Source organism: Trinickia sp. Y13 (assembly GCF_029522115.1).
GTDB lineage: Bacteria > Pseudomonadota > Gammaproteobacteria > Burkholderiales > Burkholderiaceae > Trinickia.
This window is the reverse complement of sequence record NZ_JAKWFK010000001.1, coordinates 573,652-592,124: the sequence shown is the minus strand read 5'-3', so window position 1 is coordinate 592,124 and position 18,473 is coordinate 573,652. Positions and strand designations below refer to the sequence as shown.

Below are 18,473 nucleotides of genomic sequence, written 5' to 3'. Positions count from 1 at the left end.
CACCCAAATAAACGCAACTTGCGTGCCGCAGGTCAATCCTGGGCGACGCCACGTTTGATCCACGCGCCCAAATTGTGCGGCCGGACGGTGTCCCACTCCTCGAACGGCTGGTGAATCCAAGGGTTCGTGGGCAAAGATTGGACGAAATAGTCGGGCTTGACCTTGGAACAGCCCTTGTACCAAAGCACGGCGGAGCGCACCGCGGCGACGGCCGGATAGCGCTCTTTCAAGTGCTGCTGAACCCGCGCCAGCGTGACGCCCGAATCGACGAGATCGTCGACGAGCAGCACGTTGCCCGATAGATCGCCACGCGTCATCGTGATGTATTGCGCGATATCGAGTTCGCCCTGTTGCGTCCCGGCCGCCTCGCGATACGAACTCGTCGCGAGGATCGCAAGCGGCAAGTCGTAAATGCGCGAAAGCTGATCGCCAACGCGCAAACCGCCTCGCGCCAAGCAAAGGATTTGGTCGAACTTCCAGCCCGATTCATGCACCGTGAGCGCAAGCAACTCGATGAGCCGGTGGTATTCGTCCCAGCTCACCCAGAGATTCTTGTCGTCGTTGCGCGGATCGGTCATGGCGATCATCGTCATGTTCTGCGTCATCCTTCAAGCCTTGAACGGATGGCGCAGCAAGATCGTTTCGTCGCGATCGGGGCCCGTGGAGATCATATCGATCGGTATGCCTGCCACCTCTTGCACACGCGAGAGATAGGCCTGCGCGTTGGCCGGAAGCTGGCTCCACTGCGTGATGCCGATCGTGCTTTCCTTCCAGCCCGCGAACGTCTCGTAGACGGGTTCGCAGCGCGCAACCTCGGCCGCCCCGCGCGGAAGCAGATCCACGCTCTTGCCGTCGATCTTGTAGCCGACGCACAGATTCACTTCATCGAGGCCATCGAGCACGTCGAGCTTCGTGATGCACAGGCCCGACACGCCGTTGATTTGAATCGAACGGCGCAGCGCCGCGGCATCGAGCCACCCCGTGCGGCGCGGCCGGCCCGTGACGGAGCCGAACTCCTTGCCGACGTTCGCGAGGGTGACCCCGATTGCAGCTTGCCGCTGCGGGTTATCGGCGTCATACAGTTCGCTCGGGAAGGGGCCCGAGCCAACACGCGTGCAGTACGCCTTGGTGATACCGAGGACGTAATGCAGCTTTTGCGGCCCGACGCCGGCGCCCGCCGATGCGGCCCCCGCGACGCAGTTGCTCGACGTCACGAAGGGATACGTGCCGTGATCGACGTCGAGCAAAGTGCCCTGTGCACCCTCGAACAGCAGGTTGCGGCCGGCAGCGTTCTCGTCGTACAGGCGTCGCGATACGTCCGCCACCATCGGCGCCAGGCGCTCGGCGTAGCCGAGCATCGTATCGAGCGTTTGTTGGAAGTCGACGGCCGATGCCCCCAGATATTGGGTCAGCACGAAATTATGGAAATCGAGGACTTCGCGCAAGCGCTCCGAGAACGCAGCCGGCGCGAATAGATCTTGCACGCGCAACGCGCGGCGGCCGACCTTGTCTTCGTAAGCCGGCCCGATCCCGCGCCCCGTCGTGCCGATCTTGCCCGCACCGCGACGCGCCTCGCGCGCCTGGTCGATCGCAATGTGGTAAGGCAGGATCAGCGTGGTCGCTTCGGAAATGAACAGGCGCTTGCGCACGTCGACGCCAGCAGCTTCGAGTTCTTCGATTTCCTTGAACAACGCTTCGGGCGAGAGCACGACGCCATTGCCGATGTAGCAAGCGACGCCCGCGCGCATGATGCCCGACGGAATGAGGCGCAAGATCGTTTTCTTGCCACCGATGATGAGCGTATGGCCGGCATTGTGACCGCCCTGGAAACGCACGACGCCTTGCGCGTGGTCCGTCAGCCAGTCGACGATCTTGCCTTTGCCTTCATCACCCCACTGGGTCCCGACGACGACGACGTTGCGCCCCGGGGCCGCGTTCACTGCACTGGCAGACATGTTGTTTCGTTAGCTGGTTAAAAACGTATTCTACCCATGTTCGCCGAAGCGTCCGAATTTTTCCGTTTCGCTTCAACAGCATGGACCATTCGCACGCCCTGCCCGGGCATGCTTCGATCGCCTGGATCAACCGCCCGCTTGCAACGGGCGCGCCTCGACCAGCCAAGCGCCTTCGCGCTCGACGAGCACGCGGTCGAAGGCGAACTCGTCGAGTGCGTGATCGTGCCCCGGCAACGCTTGGATCACGACTTCGCCGGCATCGCGCAGCGCGGCGACGCGCTCGCGCAACACATCGTCGTGCTTCCACGGCGCGAGGATCGCACTGCTGCGGGCCTCGATCGGCGAGATTCGCGCGATCTCGCGCAAGTCGAGCGAGAAGCCCGTGGCCGGCCGCGCGCGCCCGTAGGCTTGACCGACGTGATCGTAACGCCCCCCGCGCGCGAGCGCGTTCGGCACGCCATCGACGTATGCAGAGAACATCACGCCGCTGTGATAGGCGTAGCCCCGAAGGTCGGCCAGGTCGATCGCCGCCTGCGCCCCTTCGACGTGCGTCGCGAGGAACGTCAAATCGTCGAGCGCGCGCGTGATGGCCGGCCATTGCGGCAACTGTCGGCGCGCGAGTTCGAGCACCGAAGCGTCGCCATACAGCGATGGCAGCGCGCGCAGCGCGTCGCGTACCGTCGGATTCAAGTCTTGCGTGAGCTCCGCGATACGCGGTACATCCTTGCCCGCGAGCGCCTCGTAAAGCGTTTCGCCGCGCTCGGCGGCAAGCGGGTCGCGCTCGAACAATTCGAGCAGCACGCCCGCATGACACAAATCGAGCCGGACATCGGCAATCCCGGCCAAGCGCAGCACGTCCAACATCAGTTGCTGAACTTCGAGATCGGCTTCGAGGCCCGCGTGACCGTATATTTCGGCGCCGATCTGAATTTGCTCGCGCGTCGCGTGCAACCCGCGCGGCCTCGTGTGCAACACGCTACCGGCATAGCACAGCCGCGTCACGCCTTGGCGGTTGAGCAAGTGCGCGTCGATGCGCGCCACTTGCGGCGTGGTATCGGCGCGCAGCCCTAGCGTTCGTCCCGACAATTGATCGACGAGCTTGAAGGTGCGCAAGTTCAAGTCGGTGCCGCCGCCGGTCAGCAACGATTCGAGATACTCGAGCAGCGGCGGCATCACCATCTCATACCCGTACGTGCGAAAACGATCGAGCAGCGCGCGCCGCAGTTCTTCGATTTTGCGCGCCTCGGAGGGCAGCACGTCGGCGATATTTTCGGGAAGCAGCCAGGTCGACATCGGTTCTGTCCTACAACGTTAATGGGCCGCACAACGCGCAGCCGAAAGCGGGTCAAGCAAAGCGCGAAGCGCCAAGGGCGATCGTCATCGTAGCGTTCAGGTGGCGGCGACGAGCAACAACAAGCCAAGCGCCATGACGATCAGGCCACCGATGCGGATATGATGCGCCGGCCGTTCCGCTATTCTACGAAACGTGTCGCGCCACGCTTTCGGAAAGACGAACGGGAACATGCCCTCGATGATGAGCATCAGTGCGATCGCGAGCAGTAACGAACCGGCCATGTCCATGGGGATGACGGCGCCGCCGATCCAACGGCGGCGCCCCTGAATCAGTGTTTGCGTGACGCCGAGGCGGCCGGATTGGGTGAGACGGCGTTCCCGTCGGGGTGACGCATGAAGCGGAAAAATTCGCTGTCGGGATCGACGACGATCACGTCGCCCGCCTTGAACACGCTTCGATAGGCCTGCAGGCTTTCGTAGAACTGATAGAAGCCCGGATCGCGGCCGAATGCGTCGGCTGCAATGCCGGCCGCTTTGGCGTCGCCTTCGCCCTTGATCGCCTGCGCGGCCGCGTTGGCATCGGCCAGCACGGCTTGGCGCTGGCGCTCCGCGTCCGCCTTGATTTCCGCCGCCTGCGCCGCACTCTGGGCGCGCACGTCGCTTGCCACCTGCTCCCTCGCGGCCGCCATGCGCTTATAAACCGCGTCCGCGCTCGCTTGCGGCAAGTCGATGCGCAAGAGTTGCAGATCGACGATCTCGATCCCGAGCGCGCCAGCGGCGCCGACCGCCGCCGCTTGCGCTTCTTGCACGACTTGCCCTTGGTTCGCGATCACGTCGCTAAGCGAACGCTTGCCGAGCGCTGCGCCCAACGCGGCTCGCAATTGCGCGGCCAGACGCTCGTTCGCGCTTTGCTGGTCGCCGTCGGTCTCGTTGAAGAGCTTAAGGGGGTCGGTCACGCGGTACTTGAGCGCGGGCAGGACGAGCAGGTCGCTTTTGTCTGACGTAACGTAACGGTCGGGGTCGGTCGGCACGAGCGTGCGCACGCGCGTATCGACCACCATTGCCGCTTGGAGCGGCGCAGGCAGCTTCACGTGCAAGCCGGGGCCGACGATAGCCGGGTTCTTGCCGCCGCGCGAATAGACCACGGCGACGTGCCGCTGGTCCACCACGAGCAACGTCGACGAGCCGAGGAACAGCACGGCCACGACTACGATGACGAGCGCAATAATGCGATTCATATGGAGCGCTCCCTATTGCTGCTGTAGATCGTCTTCGCGCGAGCGGCTACGTAGCGCATCGCGGGAACGCACTGCTTCGCTAGCCGCCGCGGCCTGACTGGCCGCGCTCGGAGCGGCTGCCGGCGGCTGCGGCGACGCCGCCGGCGCGGCATTCGCGGCCGAGGCAGGGGCCGGTGCGGTCGGCTCGGGCGCTGCGCGCCGGTTCGACTCGAGGAGCTTGTCCAGCGACAAATTCAGTGTGTTATTGGCACCCTTGCCGCCGACGAACACCTTGGTGGTGTTCGAGTAGATCTCGCGCATGGTGTCCAGATACATCCGCTCGCGCACGAGCGCGGGCGCTTTCGCGTATTGGGCGTAGACCTCTTTGAAGCGTTCCGCATCGCCCTGCGCCTGCGCGACGACGCGCTCCGAATACGCCTTCGCATCGTCGATCGTGCGCTGCGCTTGTGCCTTCGCCCCGGGCAAAATCTGGCCGGCGTACGCCTGTGCCTCGCTTTTCGCGCGCGAGCGCTCCTGCTCTGCCCGCACGGCATCGGCGTACGCGCTCTGCACCGCTGCGGGCGGCTCGATGGATTGAATCGTCACCCCCGCCACGGCAAGACCCGTGCGATACCTGTCGAGCGCGCTTTGAATCGCTTGCGCAAGCGGCTCGCGAATCGCATCGCGATTGCCGTCGAGCAGACTCGCGGTGCTGCGCGCGCCGACGATCTCTCGCACGGCCGATTGCGCCGCCTGCGTGACGCTCAGATCGGGATCGGCGGCGCGAAATAGATAATCGGTAGCCGATTTCACCTGGTACTGGACCGCCACGCGTACGTCGAGGATATCGCCGTCGCGCGTCATGACGGACGCATCCCTCATGCTGGAGTCGCTCATCGGATTGCCGCGCCCGATTTCGACCGACCGCACTTGCGCGACGTTGACGATCTCGTGGGTTTCGAACGGATAAGGCAGCCGCAAATGCACGCCGGGCTCCGCCGTTGAGCGATATTTGCCGAATTGCAGCACGACGCCCGTATGGCCGTCCTGGACGACGAACACCCCGCTGCCGATGTAGATAGCCACGAGAACGCCGATGACGATGCCAACGCCGATACGCGCCGCGCGCCCGTTGTCCGGGCGGCGATCGCCGGGACCGGAACCCTGCCCTTTGCCGCCGAACAAGCGTGACAGGCGGCGATTGAAGTCACGCCACATTTCGTCGAGATCGGGCGGGCCATTGTCGTCGCCGGGCCCGCGCTTCGGTTCGTTCGGACGTTGCCGATTACCGTTGCCGTCGCTGCGCCCCCAACGAGGGTCGCTGATCGAAAGAATGGCGCGCGCACGCAGCCAGAAACTCCGCTCGTTGTATTCGTTCACCTGTGTTCTTTCGCTCGAGTTGGGAGAGCCGGTCAATGCAAATCGGAGCGCCATGGCCGCGCGCCCGACGCAGACGCGTCGAAGTCTTCGCGCCCATGCCCCGGCGGTGCTTCTTCCGGCTGCGCTCGCCCGCTATCTGGGAGATGTTCTGAGGTGGCGATTTCGGCAATGGCGGCGCGCAGCGTATCTAAACCTTGCCCCGTGCGCGCGCTCAAAAAGACGCGCGAAATATTACCATACTCGTCTCGCTCGACCGCTTCGCCACGGGCCGTCAATTCCGGCACCGCGTCTATCTTGTTGAAGACGAGAATTTGCCGCACCGTATGCGCGCCGATCTCCTGTAGGACTTCATTGACTTGATCGATTTGGTCGAGCCGCACGGCGCTCGATGCATCGACGACATGCAGCAGCAAATCGGCGTGAATCGTCTCCTCGAGGGTCGCGCGAAATGCCGCAACCAGTTGGTGCGGCAACTCGCGAATGAAACCAACCGTATCGGAAATGATCACTTGCCCCGCCTCGTCGCCCAGGTACAGGCGGCGCGATGTCGTATCGAGCGTCGCGAACAGTTGATCGGCCGCATAGGCTTGCGCTTTCGTCAGCGCATTGAACAGCGTCGATTTGCCGGCGTTGGTATAGCCGACGAGCGAGACGGACATGGCGCGATTGCGGGCGCGCTGCCGCCGCTGCGTGCCGTGCTGGCGCCGCAGCTTGTCGAGCCGCACTTTGAGCATCTTGATCCGCTCGCCGATCAGGCGGCGGTCGGTTTCGAGCTGCGTTTCGCCCGGCCCGCGCAGGCCGATACCGCCTTTTTGGCGCTCCAAGTGAGTCCAAGCGCGCACGAGCCGCGTGGCCATGTACTGCAATTGCGCCAATTCCACTTGCAACTTGCCTTCATGGCTGCGCGCGCGCTGCGCAAAGATGTCGAGAATCAGACTCGTGCGATCGACGACGCGCCGGTTAAGCGCCCGCTCCAAATTGCGCTGCTGCGCCGGAGCCAATGCGTGGTTGAAGATAACGATCTCCACCTCGTTGGCCTCGCATGCGAGGCGCAACTCCTCGGCTTTGCCGCTGCCAAGAAACAAGGCGGCATCGGGGCTGGAACGGCGCCCTGTCAGCGTCACGGCGGGATGGGCGCCCGCGCTTTGCGCGAGCAAGCTGAGTTCTTCGAGGCTGGCTTCGAAGTCGATCTTGCCGAAATCGATGCCGACTAGCGCTGCGTTGATCAAATTGATGAGCGTCTAAATGAGAAGCGGCCGGCACAGCGCGCCGATGAGTCGGCGCCGTGCCGGCCGCTAGGATGAATTTAGGCCGTTTCCGAATCAGGGTGGAAGTTGACCGGACGGGCCGGCACCACGGTCGAAATGGCGTGCTTGTAAACCATCTGGGTCACAGTGTTACGGAGCAACACGACGTACTGGTCGAACGATTCGATGTTCCCTTGCAGCTTGATGCCGTTGACCAAATAGATGGAAACCGGCACGTGCTCTTTGCGCAGTGCGTTCAGAAACGGGTCTTGTAACAATTGCCCTTTGTTGCTCATAGCAAACTCCGTCGTTTTTTTGCAGGTTGGATCCAGATTGGGACGAAGAAAAAGAAATCCGCCACCAATCGCTACACTATAGCCGATTTTCGTTGCCGCACGGGGCTGCTAGGCCATCCGGCCGACCCCGCCGCACACGGGAATCAGCCCTTGTCCGCGTACGGATTCGTCGACGAGCGAAACTCTATGCGCAATGGAGTTCCGGTCAGCGAGAAAGTTTCTCGGAAACGGTTTTCGAGATAGCGCTTGTAGGTTTCCGTGACCGCGTCGAGCGCGTTGCCGTGGATGACGATGATCGGCGGATTTTGGCCGCCCTGGTGGGCGTAGCGCAGTTTCGGGCGCACGGGGCCGCGACGGCGCGGCTGCTGGAATTCCACGGCCTCGATCAGCGCGCGCGTGAGCTTGGGCGTAGGCAGCTTGGCCATCGCGGCGGCGTAGGCGGCGTCGACCGAACGCATGAGCGGGCCAATCCCCGTCTTCTCGGTGGCCGAAATAAAGTGGAATTTCGCGAACTCGAGAAATTTGAGCTTGCGCGTCATGTCCGCTTTGGTACGTTCGCGCACGTGGGGATCAAGCCCATCCCACTTGTTCACGCCCACGACCAGCGCACGCCCTTGCTCGACCACGAACCCGGCGATGTGCGCGTCCTGTTCCGAGATATCCTGGCGCGCGTCGAGCAGCAGTATGACGACGTTGGCATCGGCGATCGATTGCAGGGTCTTGACCACCGAGAATTTCTCGATCGCTTCGAACACTTTGCCGCGACGACGCAGGCCGGCCGTATCGATGAGCGTGTACTTCTTCCCCTGGCGTTCGAAATCGACATAGATCGAATCGCGCGTCGTGCCCGGCATGTCGAAGGCGATGACGCGGTCCTCGCCGATGAGCGTATTCACGAGCGTGGATTTGCCGACGTTGGGCCGGCCGACGATCGCGATCTTGATGCCACGCCCCTCGCTCGGCTCCGGCTCTTCTTCAGGATGCCCGGCATAGGCGACGTCGAGCGCGTCGTTGATCATTTCCGTGACGCCGTCGCCGTGCGCAGCCGAAATCGCTCGCGGATCGCCGAGACCGAGCTCGTAGAAATCGGACGCCACTGCCGTATATTTCATGCCCTCCGCCTTGTTGACGACGAGCATGATCGGCCGCCCGGTCTTGCGCAGGTAATCGGCGATTGCCTTGTCCTGCGGGGCCAGTCCGTTGCGGCCATCGACGATGAAGACGACGACGTCCGATTCCTCCACCGCCTGGCGCGTCTGCAGCGCCATGGCGTGCAGGATGCCGTCCTTCGCAACCGGCTCGAAACCGCCCGTATCGACGACCAGGTAAGGCCGCTCGCCGACGCGCCCTTCGCCATAATGGCGATCGCGTGTCAAACCGGGCAGATCGGCGACGAGCGCATCGCGCGAACGCGTGAGGCGGTTGAACAGCGTGGATTTCCCCACATTGGGGCGCCCGACGAGGGCTATAACGGGTTTCATCTGATGTTGCCTAAATGGAGCTCGCGCCACGGCATTGGCTCGTCAAAGCGACAAGCCGCGGGAGCATCCGGGTTTCAATGCGCAGCAGCAAGCGATGCGAGCAGGCACGGCGCGCCGGTGACCGTACGCGCTGCCGGCCGCACGAGCGGATGTGCGCGATGGCCGCTTAAAATCATCACGATACAACGGGGGTAAAACCGCCGCATATCGATTCGCCGGCCGCGCACTCGCGCGCCGGCACGTGAAACAGCCGCGGCCGGCTGAGCCGGCCCGCGGTCGCTAATGGCTATTGGACGAGACAGCCGCGCTCAGCGCGACACGAACGCGTACAGGTCGCCGTCGTGCGTTTGCACGATGAGGGTGTTGTCCACCGCTACGGGCGCGGCCGTGATCGCACTGCCGTCCGTCTTCGTGCGGGCGAGGAGCGAGCCGTCATCGCGCGAGAGGAAGTGGACGTAGCCCTGATAATCGCCGACCACGACGTTCGGCCCCAGCAAGTACGGCGCGCTCAGGTCGCGATTTTTGAGCTTATCGTTCTTCCAAAGCGGATTGCCCGTCGTCACATCGAACGCATGCAGCACCGACCAGTCGTCGGGTGCGACCACCGCTCTGTTGTCTTCGGCCAAGCCGCTGACGCCCGAAAACGGCTTCTCCCACACGGGCTGGCCGTTGTTCGCATCGAAACAGCTCACGCGGCCTTGGAACGTGACCGCGCACGCTTGCGCGCCGACCAGTGTGGGCGCGCCCGTCACGTCGTTGATGCGCTCGACTTCGGTCACACCCTTCGGGAACGACACGGGCGCCTGCCAGTAGTCATCTCCGGTCTTCAAATTGATGGCGGCGAGCGAGCCGCCGGGGAAGCCAGCCAGCACGGCCACCTGCCCGGCGAAGGTCATCCCGGCCGAGACGCGCAGATTCAGCGGAACCGCCCGATTGCGATACTGCCAGCGCAATTCGCCGGTAGACGCGTTGAACGCGCTGATTTGACCGTCGATCGTGCGTACGATCACATAGCCGTTGCCCACGAGCGGCGGCGAAACGATCTCGCCTGGCACCGAAGTCTTCCAAAGCAGCTTGCCGTCCGAACCGACGACCTCGACGCCGCCTTTTTCCGCGCCGACCGCCGTGTACGTGCCGTCGCTGCCCACCCCGGCCGTCAAATCCGTATGCAGCTTGGCACGCCAAATGTCTTGCCCGGTCTTGCCGTCGATCTTCGCGACGGTGCCGTTCGAGCCGGCCGCATAAACGGCGTCGCCGACGACGACCGGCGAGAAGAAGTAACGCCCCGCCTTGCCGACGCTTGCCTTCCAGGCCCGCTCGACGTTGAAGACAGGCTTGAACTCGGTGAGCGGCACCGGATTGCGGCGATCGTCCTTGGTGGACGAGCAAGCCGTCATCGCGAGGACGGTCATCGCGCAAGCGATGGGCACGGCGATACGTTTCAGCAAATTCATCGGTGAGCGAAGCTTCGTCAAAAGTTGTTCAGGTTGAGCCGGCTGGGTCGGTGCGGACGCGGCTTAGCCGCCGAGCGCATCGAGCTTGAATTGGATGAGCTGCCGGGCCGAGGTATCGCTCTTGCCGAGCGACGCCAGCGCGAGCTGGTAAGCGCCGCGCGCGTCGGCCCGTTTTCCCGCGGCCGCGAGCAGATCGCCGCGGCGGTCCGCCACTGCGCCCTGGAAGCCTTCGGGGGGGGTGCCGGCGAGCAACGCGAGACCGGCATCGTATGCCTTCTCGTCCAAGAGGAGCGCCGCAAGGCGCAGCTTCGCGACTTCTTTGTACTCGTCGTCCTTGGCGTGGTCGACTGCCCATTGCAGTTGCGCTTTCGCGCCGGCCGCATCGCCCGCCTCGTAGAGCGCCTTGGCGGCTGCCAGCGCCGTCATTTGGCCGTACGCCGTGCCGCCATAGCGCGACTCCATATCTCCGGCGTCGCGCGCGACGGCCGCTTTGTCCTTCGACGACACCGCTTGCTGCACTTGCTCGTAAAGCACGGCGGCTTGCGTGGCCTGACGGCGCTGCCAGAAATTCCAACCGTTCCATGCCGCCGCCGCGACCAGCGCCGCGAGAACGATCCAGGTGGTCGCATCGCCCCATTGCGCCCACCATGCCTTGAAACTCTCAATCGATTCTTGTTCGTCGTGATAACTCATCGCTAAGCGATTCCTTCTTGTCTCGCGCCGATCTGGTCATGAGCGGCAATAGTTGCGTCAGTCGTCACCGTCTTCGGCGGTTGCAACCATCGCATTGATTAGAAATTCGGTCAAGTTTTCGACCGGCACGCTCCGCTGCTCGCTCTTTTCGCCCGCGCCCGCCGCCTCGCGCAGCGGCTTGACGCCGACTGTCCCGCTCGCCACTTCGTCCTCGCCGAGAACCACCGCGAAGGCCGCACCGCTCGCGTCGGCACGCTTCATTTGCGATTTGAAGCTCGCCTGCGCGCCATCGGCGCTGCAATGCAGGATGACGTCGAGCCCCGTGTCGCGCAGCCGCTCCGCGATGATGAACGCCTGGTCGCGCGCGCGCTCGCCCTGATGGACGACGTACACGTCGCAGCCCTCCTCCTGCGGCACGAGCGACTCCTCCTTGAGCAACTCGAGAATGCGCTCGACGCCCATCGCCCAGCCGCACGCAGCCGTCGGCTTGCCGCCCAACTGCTCGATGAGCGGATCGTAGCGGCCGCCGGCGGCGACCGTGCCTTGCGCGCCGAGCTTATCGGTCACCCACTCGAACACCGTCAAGTTGTAGTAATCGAGGCCGCGCACGAGGCGCGGATTGATCGAGAACGGGATGTTGTTGGCCTTGAGCAGACGTTGCAGGCCCTCGAAGTGCGCGCGGGAAGCGTCGCCAAGGAAATCGATGAGCTTGGGCGCGTTCTTGGCGATTTCCTGCAACGCAGGGTTCTTCGTGTCCAGCACCCGCAGCGGGTTCGTGTAGAGCCGGCGCTTGGCGTCCTCGTCGAGCGCGTCGACGTGCTTTTCGAGATAGGCGATCAGTTCGACGCGATGCGCCGCACGCTCGTCGGCCAGACCAAGCGAGTTGATCTCGAGCCGAATGCCCGTGAGCCCAAGATCGTCCCACAACCGCTGACACATCAAGATGATTTCGGCGTCGGCATCGGGACCGCCGAAGCCGAGCGCCTCGACGCCGACTTGATGAAACTGGCGATAGCGCCCGCGCTGGGGACGCTCGTGGCGGAACATGGGGCCGATGTACCAGAGCCGCTTCGGACCGTCATAGAGCAAGTTGTGCTCGATGGCCGAGCGCACGACGGCCGCGGTGTTTTCGGGACGCAGCGTCAAATGCTCGCCGTTCAGCGAATCGACGAAGCTGTACATCTCCTTCTCGACGATGTCGGTAACTTCGCCGATCCCGCGCGTGAACAGTTGCGTGTGTTCCACGATCGGTGTGCGGATATTTTGATAGCCGTATGCGCGCAGCATCGACTTGACGGTCGCTTCGAAGAAGTCCCACAACACGGCATCCTGCGGCAGGATGTCGTTCATGCCTTTGACGCCCGCAAGCTTTTCGAGCTTTCTCTTCTGTTCTGTCATCGTCTTCGGTCTATTGCTTAGTTAGCGACGCTCGTGCGGCCATAACGGCGCTCGACGTAATCGCTCACGATTTGCTGAAATTCCTCGGCGATGCGCTCGCCGCGCAGCGTTTTGACTTTTTCGCCGTCGATGAAAACCGGCGCTGCGGGATTTTCCCCCGAACCCGGCAGACTGATGCCGATATTGGCCTGTTTGGATTCGCCGGGGCCGTTCACGATGCAACCCATCACCGCCACGTGCATCTTCTCGACGCCAGGGTATTGATCGCGCCACACAGGCATTTGCGCACGCAGGTAGCTCTGGATTTGAGATGCCAATTCCTGAAACAGCGTGCTCGTCGTGCGACCGCAGCCGGGGCAGGCGATGACCATCGGCGTGAACGAACGCAAGCCCATCGTTTGCAAGATTTCCTGGCCGACGACGACTTCGCCCGTCCGCGAGGCGCCGGGTTCCGGCGTGAGCGAGATGCGGATCGTATCGCCGATGCCTTCTTGCAGCAGCACACTGAGGGCCGCCGTGGACGCGACGATGCCTTTCGAACCCATCCCGGCCTCGGTCAGCCCCAGGTGCAGCGCAAATTTGCAACGGCGTGCGAGCTCTCGATACACGGCGATCAAATCTTGGACGCCACTCACCTTGCACGACAGGATGATCTTGCTGCGCGCCAAACCGAGCTCGACCGCGCGTTCAGCGGAACCGATCGCCGATTGGATCAACGCCTCGTACATGACGCTCTGCGCTTCCCACGGCTCGCTGCGCGCAGCGTTTTCGTCCATCATGCGCGCGAGCAAATCTTGATCGAGACTGCCCCAATTCACCCCGATACGCACCGGCTTGTCGTAACGGATCGCCGCCTCGATCATCTGAGCGAATTGCGTATCGCGTTTCGCGCCCTGACCGACGTTGCCGGGATTGATGCGGTACTTCGACAGCGCCTCGGCGCAGGCCGGGTAATCGCGCAGCAACAGGTGGCCGTTGTAGTGGAAATCGCCCACGAGCGGCACGGCAACTCCCATGCGATCGAGTTGCTCGCGGATCGCCGGGACGGCTTGCGCTGCCTCGGGCGTGTTCACCGTGATGCGAACGAGCTCGGAACCCGCTTGCGCCAGTTCCTTCACTTGGATGGCCGTGCCGATGGCGTCGGCCGTGTCCGTGTTCGTCATCGATTGAATGCGCACGGGGGCGTCGCCGCCAATGGTCACGAGCTGACCGCCCCAGCGAACGTCGACCGCATGCGAGGCGCGCCGCTTCGCGGGACCGCCGAAAACCGGCTCGGAAGAACAAATTTGACTGCTGCTGTCGGTAGCCATCGAAAGACCCTTGAGTCCTAGTTGTGCTGCGCGCGCGGCGCTGACCGCCTCTGCGCGCCCGAATAAATAAACCGCGGCGCGCCCGCCGCGGCTGTCGATCGTCAAGCGATCGTCAAACCGTCAAGGCAACGTGAAGTGTGCGACGTTGCCCTTATCGGGGCCGAATTTTGCCGCATCGACCTTCTGCCCGTCGAACGTCATCGAATCCAACCCGGCGCGGTTACCCGCGGTGATCTTGAACGGCGGCAGGCCCGAGAGTTCTTTGGTGTCGCCCGCGTGCACGAGCCCGGAGAACACTTCCTTGCCGTTCTTGTCGCGCACGCTGAACCAGCTGTCTTGCGTCACTTTGACCGCGATCGTTGCCGCACCCGGCACGGGCGCCAGCGCCGCGGCCTGAGAGGCCGGCAGCGGCGCCTGAGCCGCCGACTCGGCCGCACCGCCGCTCGCCGGTTGGGCTTGTTGCTGCGCAGGCGCAGCGGCCGACGATGCCGAGGCCGCCGATACCACCGGCGCCGCCTGAGCCACGACCGGCTCAGAGGCCGTGTCCGTCGTCTCGAGCCGCGTGATCGTGGCACCGCTTGCCTGTGCCTCGGAAACGGGCGCGACACCAGAGGCAGCGGCCGGCTGCTCGCCGACCGAGCCCGCCGCCGTCACGGCCGTGCCAGGCGCCACGGCGCTCGACGCCGGGCCGCCGGGATTGGACGCCATCCCGCCCGCGGTCGCCTTCAGGCGCGCGAGCCATGTGGACGAATCGCCGCCCTGACGCCACATTGCCAGTGCAATGAGAACGATCACGCCGGCCGCAACGCCCCACCACCACGACCGATGCTTCGGCGTGCCGCCGAGCGACACGGAAACCCGTCCACGCGGCAAATCGGCGCCCCTCGACGCGGGCATCGACAAATCCGGCTCGGGTTCGCCTTTGACGCGTCGCAGCGCCTGCGCGAACGGCTCGGGATCGGTGCCAAGCATCTTGGCATAGCTGCGAATGACGCCCAGCGCGAACGTCGTGCCGGGCAGCTGGCTGATGTCGCCCGCCTCGAGTGCACGCATCTTGTTCGGCGCGACTTTCAAGCGCGCGGACACGTCGTCGACGGACCAGCCTTTCGCTTCCCGCAACTGCGCCAGACGGGCGCCGACCGCCGCCAGCGAATCGAGCGGCGCAAACGTCGCGCCGGGCGCCGTCTGCGGTAAGGCGCTACCCCCCGCGCCCGAACGTTCCGCGCTCGTCTGCATGCCTTGTGATTGCGGATGCTGCGGCTCACTCATCCCTGATCCTCGCGTCGATTCTCTTTGTCCACTCCGCGCCCGGCCAATCCGACTCATTGGCGTCGATGCGCGAACCGTCAATCTATTCACTACGTAGGCGCGCGCCCCGTTTCCTGCCACGCGGCGCTAGCCGCGGCGCGCCCGCTTTTCGCTTTTGTACCGCACCGGCCTCGCGCCCGTCAGCGCACGGGCCGCACCTCGATCACCTTGCCCGTTCGGCCATCGCCCGCTTGGGCGCTTGCGCCTTGGCCGCCACGCCCCATCCGTTCGGCGACGCGCGTCCGGTCTTTCACGGCGCCCGCGAGCTGGCCGCACGCGGCATCGATGTCGTCGCCGCGCGTCTTGCGCACCGTCGTGACAATGCCCGCGTCGATGAGGATTTGCGCGAACCGCTTGATCCGCTCCGGCTTCGAGCGAAAGAGGCCGGATTCCGGGAACGGGTTGAACGGGATCAAGTTGAACTTGCAAGGCACATCGGCCGTCAGCGCAAGCAACTCGCGTGCGTGGGCGTCGCTGTCGTTCACGCCGTCCAGCATGCAGTACTCGAACGTGACGAAATCGCGCGGCGCCACTTCGAGATAACGCGAGCAGGCGGCCATCAGCTCGCGCAGAGGATACTTCTTGTTCAGCGGCACCAGCATGTCGCGCAATGCGTCGTTCGGCGCATGCAACGATACTGCCAGCGCGACGGGCAAATCGGCGCCGAGCCGGTCCATCATCGGCACCACGCCAGAGGTCGACACGGTAACCCGGCGCCGCGAGAGGCCATAGGCGTTATCGTCGAGCATCAGGCGCAGCGCGGGGACGAGCGCGTCGTAATTGAGCAACGGCTCGCCCATGCCCATCATCACGACGTTCGTGATGACGCGCTCGCCCTTGCTGTCCGGCGCGTGCGGGCGCCCAAGGGCGGCGCGCAACGCGAACTCGGCCATGCGCAACTGGCCGATGATCTCGCCCGTCGTCAAATTGCGCGAAAAACCCTGCTTGCCCGTGGAGCAAAACCGGCAGTTGACGGCGCACCCGGCCTGCGACGATACGCAGAGCGTGCCGCGCGTTTCTTCCGGGATGAACACGGTTTCCACGGCATTGCCGTTGCCGACGTCGACGAGCCACTTGCGCGTGCCGTCGTTCGACACATGATCGCTCACCACGGGCGGCATGACGATGGCCGCGCGGTCTTTGAGCTTCGTGCGCAACGACTTCGCGAGATCGGTCATGCCGTCGAAATCCGCGGCGTTGTACTGGTGAATCCAGCGCTGCAGTTGCTTGGCGCGAAACGGCTTCTCGCCCAGGCTATCGCAATATGCGACCAGGCCTGCGGCGTCGAAGTCGAGAAGATTGACGGTAGTACTGCTCGTCATGTCGGATCCTGCTGTTTCAATGCGGCTTGCCTATCGCCGCCGAACGAAAGCGGCGGCGATAGGCGCGCCAAGCGCGCCAAGCGCCGATTCGCGGGCTCGATTCGCCTAGCCCGGCGATCAGCGCGAGTAGACGTTGATTTCCGGGAAGAAGAATGCAACTTCCACGGCCGCCGTTTCGGCTGCGTCGGAGCCATGCACGGCATTGGCATCGATGCTGTCGGCGAAATCGGCGCGGATCGTGCCTTTCTCGGCCTTTTTCGGATCGGTCGCGCCCATCAGGTCGCGATTCTTCAGAATGGCGTTCTCGCCTTCGAGCACCTGGATCATGACCGGGCCCGAAATCATGAATTCGACGAGGTCCTTGAAGAACGGACGCGCGGCATGCACGGCGTAGAACTTTTCCGCATCGGCACGCGAGAGCTGAGCCATGCGCGCCGCGACGATCTTCAGGCCCGCGTTTTCGAAGCGGCTGTAGATCTGGCCAATCACGTTTTTCGCCACTGCATCGGGCTTGATAATCGACAGGGTACGCTCGATCGCCATAAAAACTCCAAAAAATTAAGGGGTTACGGATTCTAACGAATCTGCAATTGTAGCATGTTCCAGTGTATGATTGCGATCAAACCCTTACGCCTCGGAAAGGTGGCGCAAAATACCCGGCAGCGCTTGAAACTCGCGCGCACCGCACCGATCTTAGGAACGGGTAAGCCAGATGCCCGGCTCGTCGCCGAGCATCGAACGGCCCAGTTCGAATGCGTTTTTACGCAAGGAGAAAGCATGAACGAATATCCGTACAACGTCGCCCGCGGCGGCGCCGTCGGTTCGGCCGCCCTTCGCAACCGGGTGCTACGGAATACCTATTGGTTGCTCGCGCTGTCGATGGTCCCGACCGTCATCGGCGCATGGCTCGGCGTTGCAACCGGCTTCTCGCTGTTTGCCGCCACGAGCCCCGTGATGAGCATGTTCGCGTTCCTCGCGATCGCGTTCGGCTTCATGTTCGCGATCGAGCGGACGAAGGAAAGCTCCGTCGGCGTGCTCGTGCTGCTCGGCTTCACGTTCTTCATGGGCCTGATGCTCTCGCGCATCCTGACGATCATTCTGCACTTTTCGAACGGTGCCTCGCTCATCATGCTCGCGTTCGGCGGCACGGCCGTCATATTCGCGGCCATGGCCACGATCGCCACGGTCAGCAAGCGCGATTTCTCGGGTCTCGGGCAGTGGCTGTTCATGGGTGTGATCGTGATCATCCTCGCGAGCATCGCCAACATGTTCCTGCACCTGCCGGCGCTCATGCTGACCGTCTCCGTGCTGGCCATCGTGATCTTTTCGGCCTACATGCTGTTCGACGTTCAGCGTGTCGTGAACGGCGGCGAAACGAATTACATTTCGGCCACGCTGTCGATCTATCTCGATCTTTACAACGTTTTCGTCAATCTGCTGTCGCTGCTCGGCATTTTTGGCGGCAATCGGAACTGATCGGTCGCGGCGGCCACGCCGCGGGCGCCTGCCCATCGGCAAACGCTCGCCCGCCGCCCCGTCGTAAGAGTGAGCCCCCGTGCGCCTCTCGCGCCCGGGGGCTTATTATTTGCAATATGGCATTCGTACCCGCTCCAACCGACCGCCGCGCCGCACCGACGCGAATCTAGAGCCGACTTCCAGGTTGGCGGGAAATATCGGGATAGCTAAGATGGGCGGCTCGTCAACGCATCGGCATTTGAATCCGTGCGTTGTTCACGCCACGCGTTGCCCCAGCCTGATAGATTTCCTTGCCCGCCGCGTCCCCTGTCATAGCTCTCCTTCATCGTCTTTCGAGCCCCGCCACCGGGCGATGCGGCAAGCGATACGCTGTGCGGCAGCGCTATGCGGCCGCCGCTGCAACCTTCATTCTCGTTCTGTTGCTGCACGCGCTAGCGTGGTGGCGCCTCACTGCCGCGGCGCCTGAACCGGCCGCCGGGGATGCATCGCCGCGCCGCCCAGCGCTCGTCGTCGCATTGCTGCCATCGCTCCCTGTGCCCCACTCGTCCGCTAGTCATGCAGCGCCAGGCAACTTGGTAGCGCTATCGAGGCCGCCAATCCGCTCGGACCAGGGTGCGCGAGCGGGCGGGCCGGGGGTTCCGTC

Annotated in this window: 17 protein-coding genes; 1 reads left to right on the top strand and 16 read right to left on the bottom strand. The window is 63.8% G+C overall.

Features of this window, described 5'->3' with window-relative positions; all coding sequences use genetic code 11:
* Window positions 1-32 precede the first annotated feature (32 nt).
* From MMB74_RS02590 to ndk, 16 genes are all read right to left on the bottom strand, one after another.
* Window positions 33-605: a phosphoribosyltransferase gene (locus MMB74_RS02590; RefSeq protein ID WP_277427019.1), complete on the bottom strand. Its 573-nt coding sequence runs from the start codon at window positions 603-605 to the stop codon at window positions 33-35.
* 3 nt (window positions 606-608) lie between these two features.
* Window positions 609-1,955, bottom strand: a complete 1,347-nt coding sequence (locus MMB74_RS02585) for an adenylosuccinate synthase (protein WP_277427018.1) — start codon at window positions 1,953-1,955, stop codon at window positions 609-611.
* A 126-nt stretch (window positions 1,956-2,081) separates the two neighbouring features.
* Entirely contained in the window at window positions 2,082-3,248 is a 1,167-nt protein-coding gene (locus MMB74_RS02580; protein WP_277427017.1) for an ATP phosphoribosyltransferase regulatory subunit, read from the bottom strand.
* A gap of 96 nt (window positions 3,249-3,344) precedes the next feature.
* The gene (locus tag MMB74_RS02575) at window positions 3,345-3,536 is read right to left on the bottom strand and encodes a DUF2065 domain-containing protein (protein ID WP_277427016.1); all 192 of its coding nucleotides are present in this window, start codon (window positions 3,534-3,536) and stop codon (window positions 3,345-3,347) included.
* A gap of 41 nt (window positions 3,537-3,577) precedes the next feature.
* The gene (locus tag MMB74_RS02570; protein WP_277427015.1) at window positions 3,578-4,486 is read right to left on the bottom strand and encodes a protease modulator HflC; all 909 of its coding nucleotides are present in this window, start codon (window positions 4,484-4,486) and stop codon (window positions 3,578-3,580) included.
* A gap of 12 nt (window positions 4,487-4,498) precedes the next feature.
* Window positions 4,499-5,845, bottom strand: a complete 1,347-nt coding sequence (hflK, locus tag MMB74_RS02565; RefSeq protein ID WP_277427014.1) for an FtsH protease activity modulator HflK — start codon at window positions 5,843-5,845, stop codon at window positions 4,499-4,501.
* Window positions 5,846-5,877: 32 nt separating this feature from the next.
* Complete coding sequence (gene hflX, locus MMB74_RS02560) at window positions 5,878-7,074, bottom strand: GTPase HflX (RefSeq protein ID WP_277427013.1); 1,197 nt, start codon at window positions 7,072-7,074, stop codon at window positions 5,878-5,880.
* Window positions 7,075-7,151: 77 nt separating this feature from the next.
* Window positions 7,152-7,388: an RNA chaperone Hfq gene (gene hfq / locus MMB74_RS02555; protein WP_102608263.1), complete on the bottom strand. Its 237-nt coding sequence runs from the start codon at window positions 7,386-7,388 to the stop codon at window positions 7,152-7,154.
* Between the two features lie 143 nt (window positions 7,389-7,531).
* A complete protein-coding gene (gene der, locus MMB74_RS02550; protein WP_277427012.1) occupies window positions 7,532-8,869 on the bottom strand; it encodes a ribosome biogenesis GTPase Der in 1,338 nt (445 codons plus the stop codon).
* A 308-nt stretch (window positions 8,870-9,177) separates the two neighbouring features.
* On the bottom strand, window positions 9,178-10,323 hold the full coding sequence (gene bamB, locus MMB74_RS02545) for an outer membrane protein assembly factor BamB (RefSeq protein WP_277427011.1): 1,146 nt from the start codon (window positions 10,321-10,323) through the stop codon (window positions 9,178-9,180).
* A gap of 63 nt (window positions 10,324-10,386) precedes the next feature.
* Complete coding sequence (locus MMB74_RS02540) at window positions 10,387-11,016, bottom strand: tetratricopeptide repeat protein (protein WP_277427010.1); 630 nt, start codon at window positions 11,014-11,016, stop codon at window positions 10,387-10,389.
* A 57-nt stretch (window positions 11,017-11,073) separates the two neighbouring features.
* Entirely contained in the window at window positions 11,074-12,414 is a 1,341-nt protein-coding gene (gene hisS / locus MMB74_RS02535; RefSeq protein ID WP_277427009.1) for a histidine--tRNA ligase, read from the bottom strand.
* A gap of 17 nt (window positions 12,415-12,431) precedes the next feature.
* The gene (gene ispG, locus MMB74_RS02530; protein ID WP_277427008.1) at window positions 12,432-13,724 is read right to left on the bottom strand and encodes a flavodoxin-dependent (E)-4-hydroxy-3-methylbut-2-enyl-diphosphate synthase; all 1,293 of its coding nucleotides are present in this window, start codon (window positions 13,722-13,724) and stop codon (window positions 12,432-12,434) included.
* Window positions 13,725-13,844: 120 nt separating this feature from the next.
* On the bottom strand, window positions 13,845-14,993 hold the full coding sequence (locus MMB74_RS02525; protein WP_277427007.1) for a RodZ domain-containing protein: 1,149 nt from the start codon (window positions 14,991-14,993) through the stop codon (window positions 13,845-13,847).
* Between the two features lie 179 nt (window positions 14,994-15,172).
* The gene (gene rlmN, locus MMB74_RS02520) at window positions 15,173-16,354 is read right to left on the bottom strand and encodes a 23S rRNA (adenine(2503)-C(2))-methyltransferase RlmN (protein WP_277427006.1); all 1,182 of its coding nucleotides are present in this window, start codon (window positions 16,352-16,354) and stop codon (window positions 15,173-15,175) included.
* Window positions 16,355-16,471: 117 nt separating this feature from the next.
* Window positions 16,472-16,897 carry a nucleoside-diphosphate kinase gene (gene ndk / locus MMB74_RS02515; RefSeq protein WP_277427005.1) on the bottom strand — a complete coding sequence of 142 codons (426 nt, stop codon included), beginning with the start codon at window positions 16,895-16,897 and terminating at the stop codon, window positions 16,472-16,474.
* A gap of 234 nt (window positions 16,898-17,131) precedes the next feature.
* Between ndk and MMB74_RS02510 the strand changes: the two genes are divergently transcribed.
* Window positions 17,132-17,830, top strand: coding sequence for a Bax inhibitor-1/YccA family protein (locus MMB74_RS02510; protein ID WP_277427004.1), 699 nt, complete (start codon window positions 17,132-17,134; stop codon window positions 17,828-17,830).
* Window positions 17,831-18,473: the final 643 nt, after the last annotated feature.

Coding starts and splice junctions, on each gene's coding strand:
- der (WP_277427012.1), bottom strand. CDS start 8,869: ATGAAACCCGTTATAGCCCTCGTCGGGCGCCCCAATGTGGGGAAATCC.
- MMB74_RS02575 (WP_277427016.1), bottom strand. CDS start 3,536: ATGGACATGGCCGGTTCGTTACTGCTCGCGATCGCACTGATGCTCATC.
- MMB74_RS02590 (WP_277427019.1), bottom strand. CDS start 605: ATGACGCAGAACATGACGATGATCGCCATGACCGATCCGCGCAACGAC.
- hisS (WP_277427009.1), bottom strand. CDS start 12,414: ATGACAGAACAGAAGAGAAAGCTCGAAAAGCTTGCGGGCGTCAAAGGC.
- rlmN (WP_277427006.1), bottom strand. CDS start 16,354: ATGACGAGCAGTACTACCGTCAATCTTCTCGACTTCGACGCCGCAGGC.
- MMB74_RS02585 (WP_277427018.1), bottom strand. CDS start 1,955: ATGTCTGCCAGTGCAGTGAACGCGGCCCCGGGGCGCAACGTCGTCGTC.
- ispG (WP_277427008.1), bottom strand. CDS start 13,724: ATGGCTACCGACAGCAGCAGTCAAATTTGTTCTTCCGAGCCGGTTTTC.
- hfq (WP_102608263.1), bottom strand. CDS start 7,388: ATGAGCAACAAAGGGCAATTGTTACAAGACCCGTTTCTGAACGCACTG.
- MMB74_RS02540 (WP_277427010.1), bottom strand. CDS start 11,016: ATGAGTTATCACGACGAACAAGAATCGATTGAGAGTTTCAAGGCATGG.
- MMB74_RS02580 (WP_277427017.1), bottom strand. CDS start 3,248: ATGTCGACCTGGCTGCTTCCCGAAAATATCGCCGACGTGCTGCCCTCC.
- MMB74_RS02570 (WP_277427015.1), bottom strand. CDS start 4,486: ATGAATCGCATTATTGCGCTCGTCATCGTAGTCGTGGCCGTGCTGTTC.
- bamB (WP_277427011.1), bottom strand. CDS start 10,323: ATGAATTTGCTGAAACGTATCGCCGTGCCCATCGCTTGCGCGATGACC.
- ndk (WP_277427005.1), bottom strand. CDS start 16,897: ATGGCGATCGAGCGTACCCTGTCGATTATCAAGCCCGATGCAGTGGCG.
- MMB74_RS02525 (WP_277427007.1), bottom strand. CDS start 14,993: ATGAGTGAGCCGCAGCATCCGCAATCACAAGGCATGCAGACGAGCGCG.
- MMB74_RS02510 (WP_277427004.1), top strand. CDS start 17,132: ATGAACGAATATCCGTACAACGTCGCCCGCGGCGGCGCCGTCGGTTCG.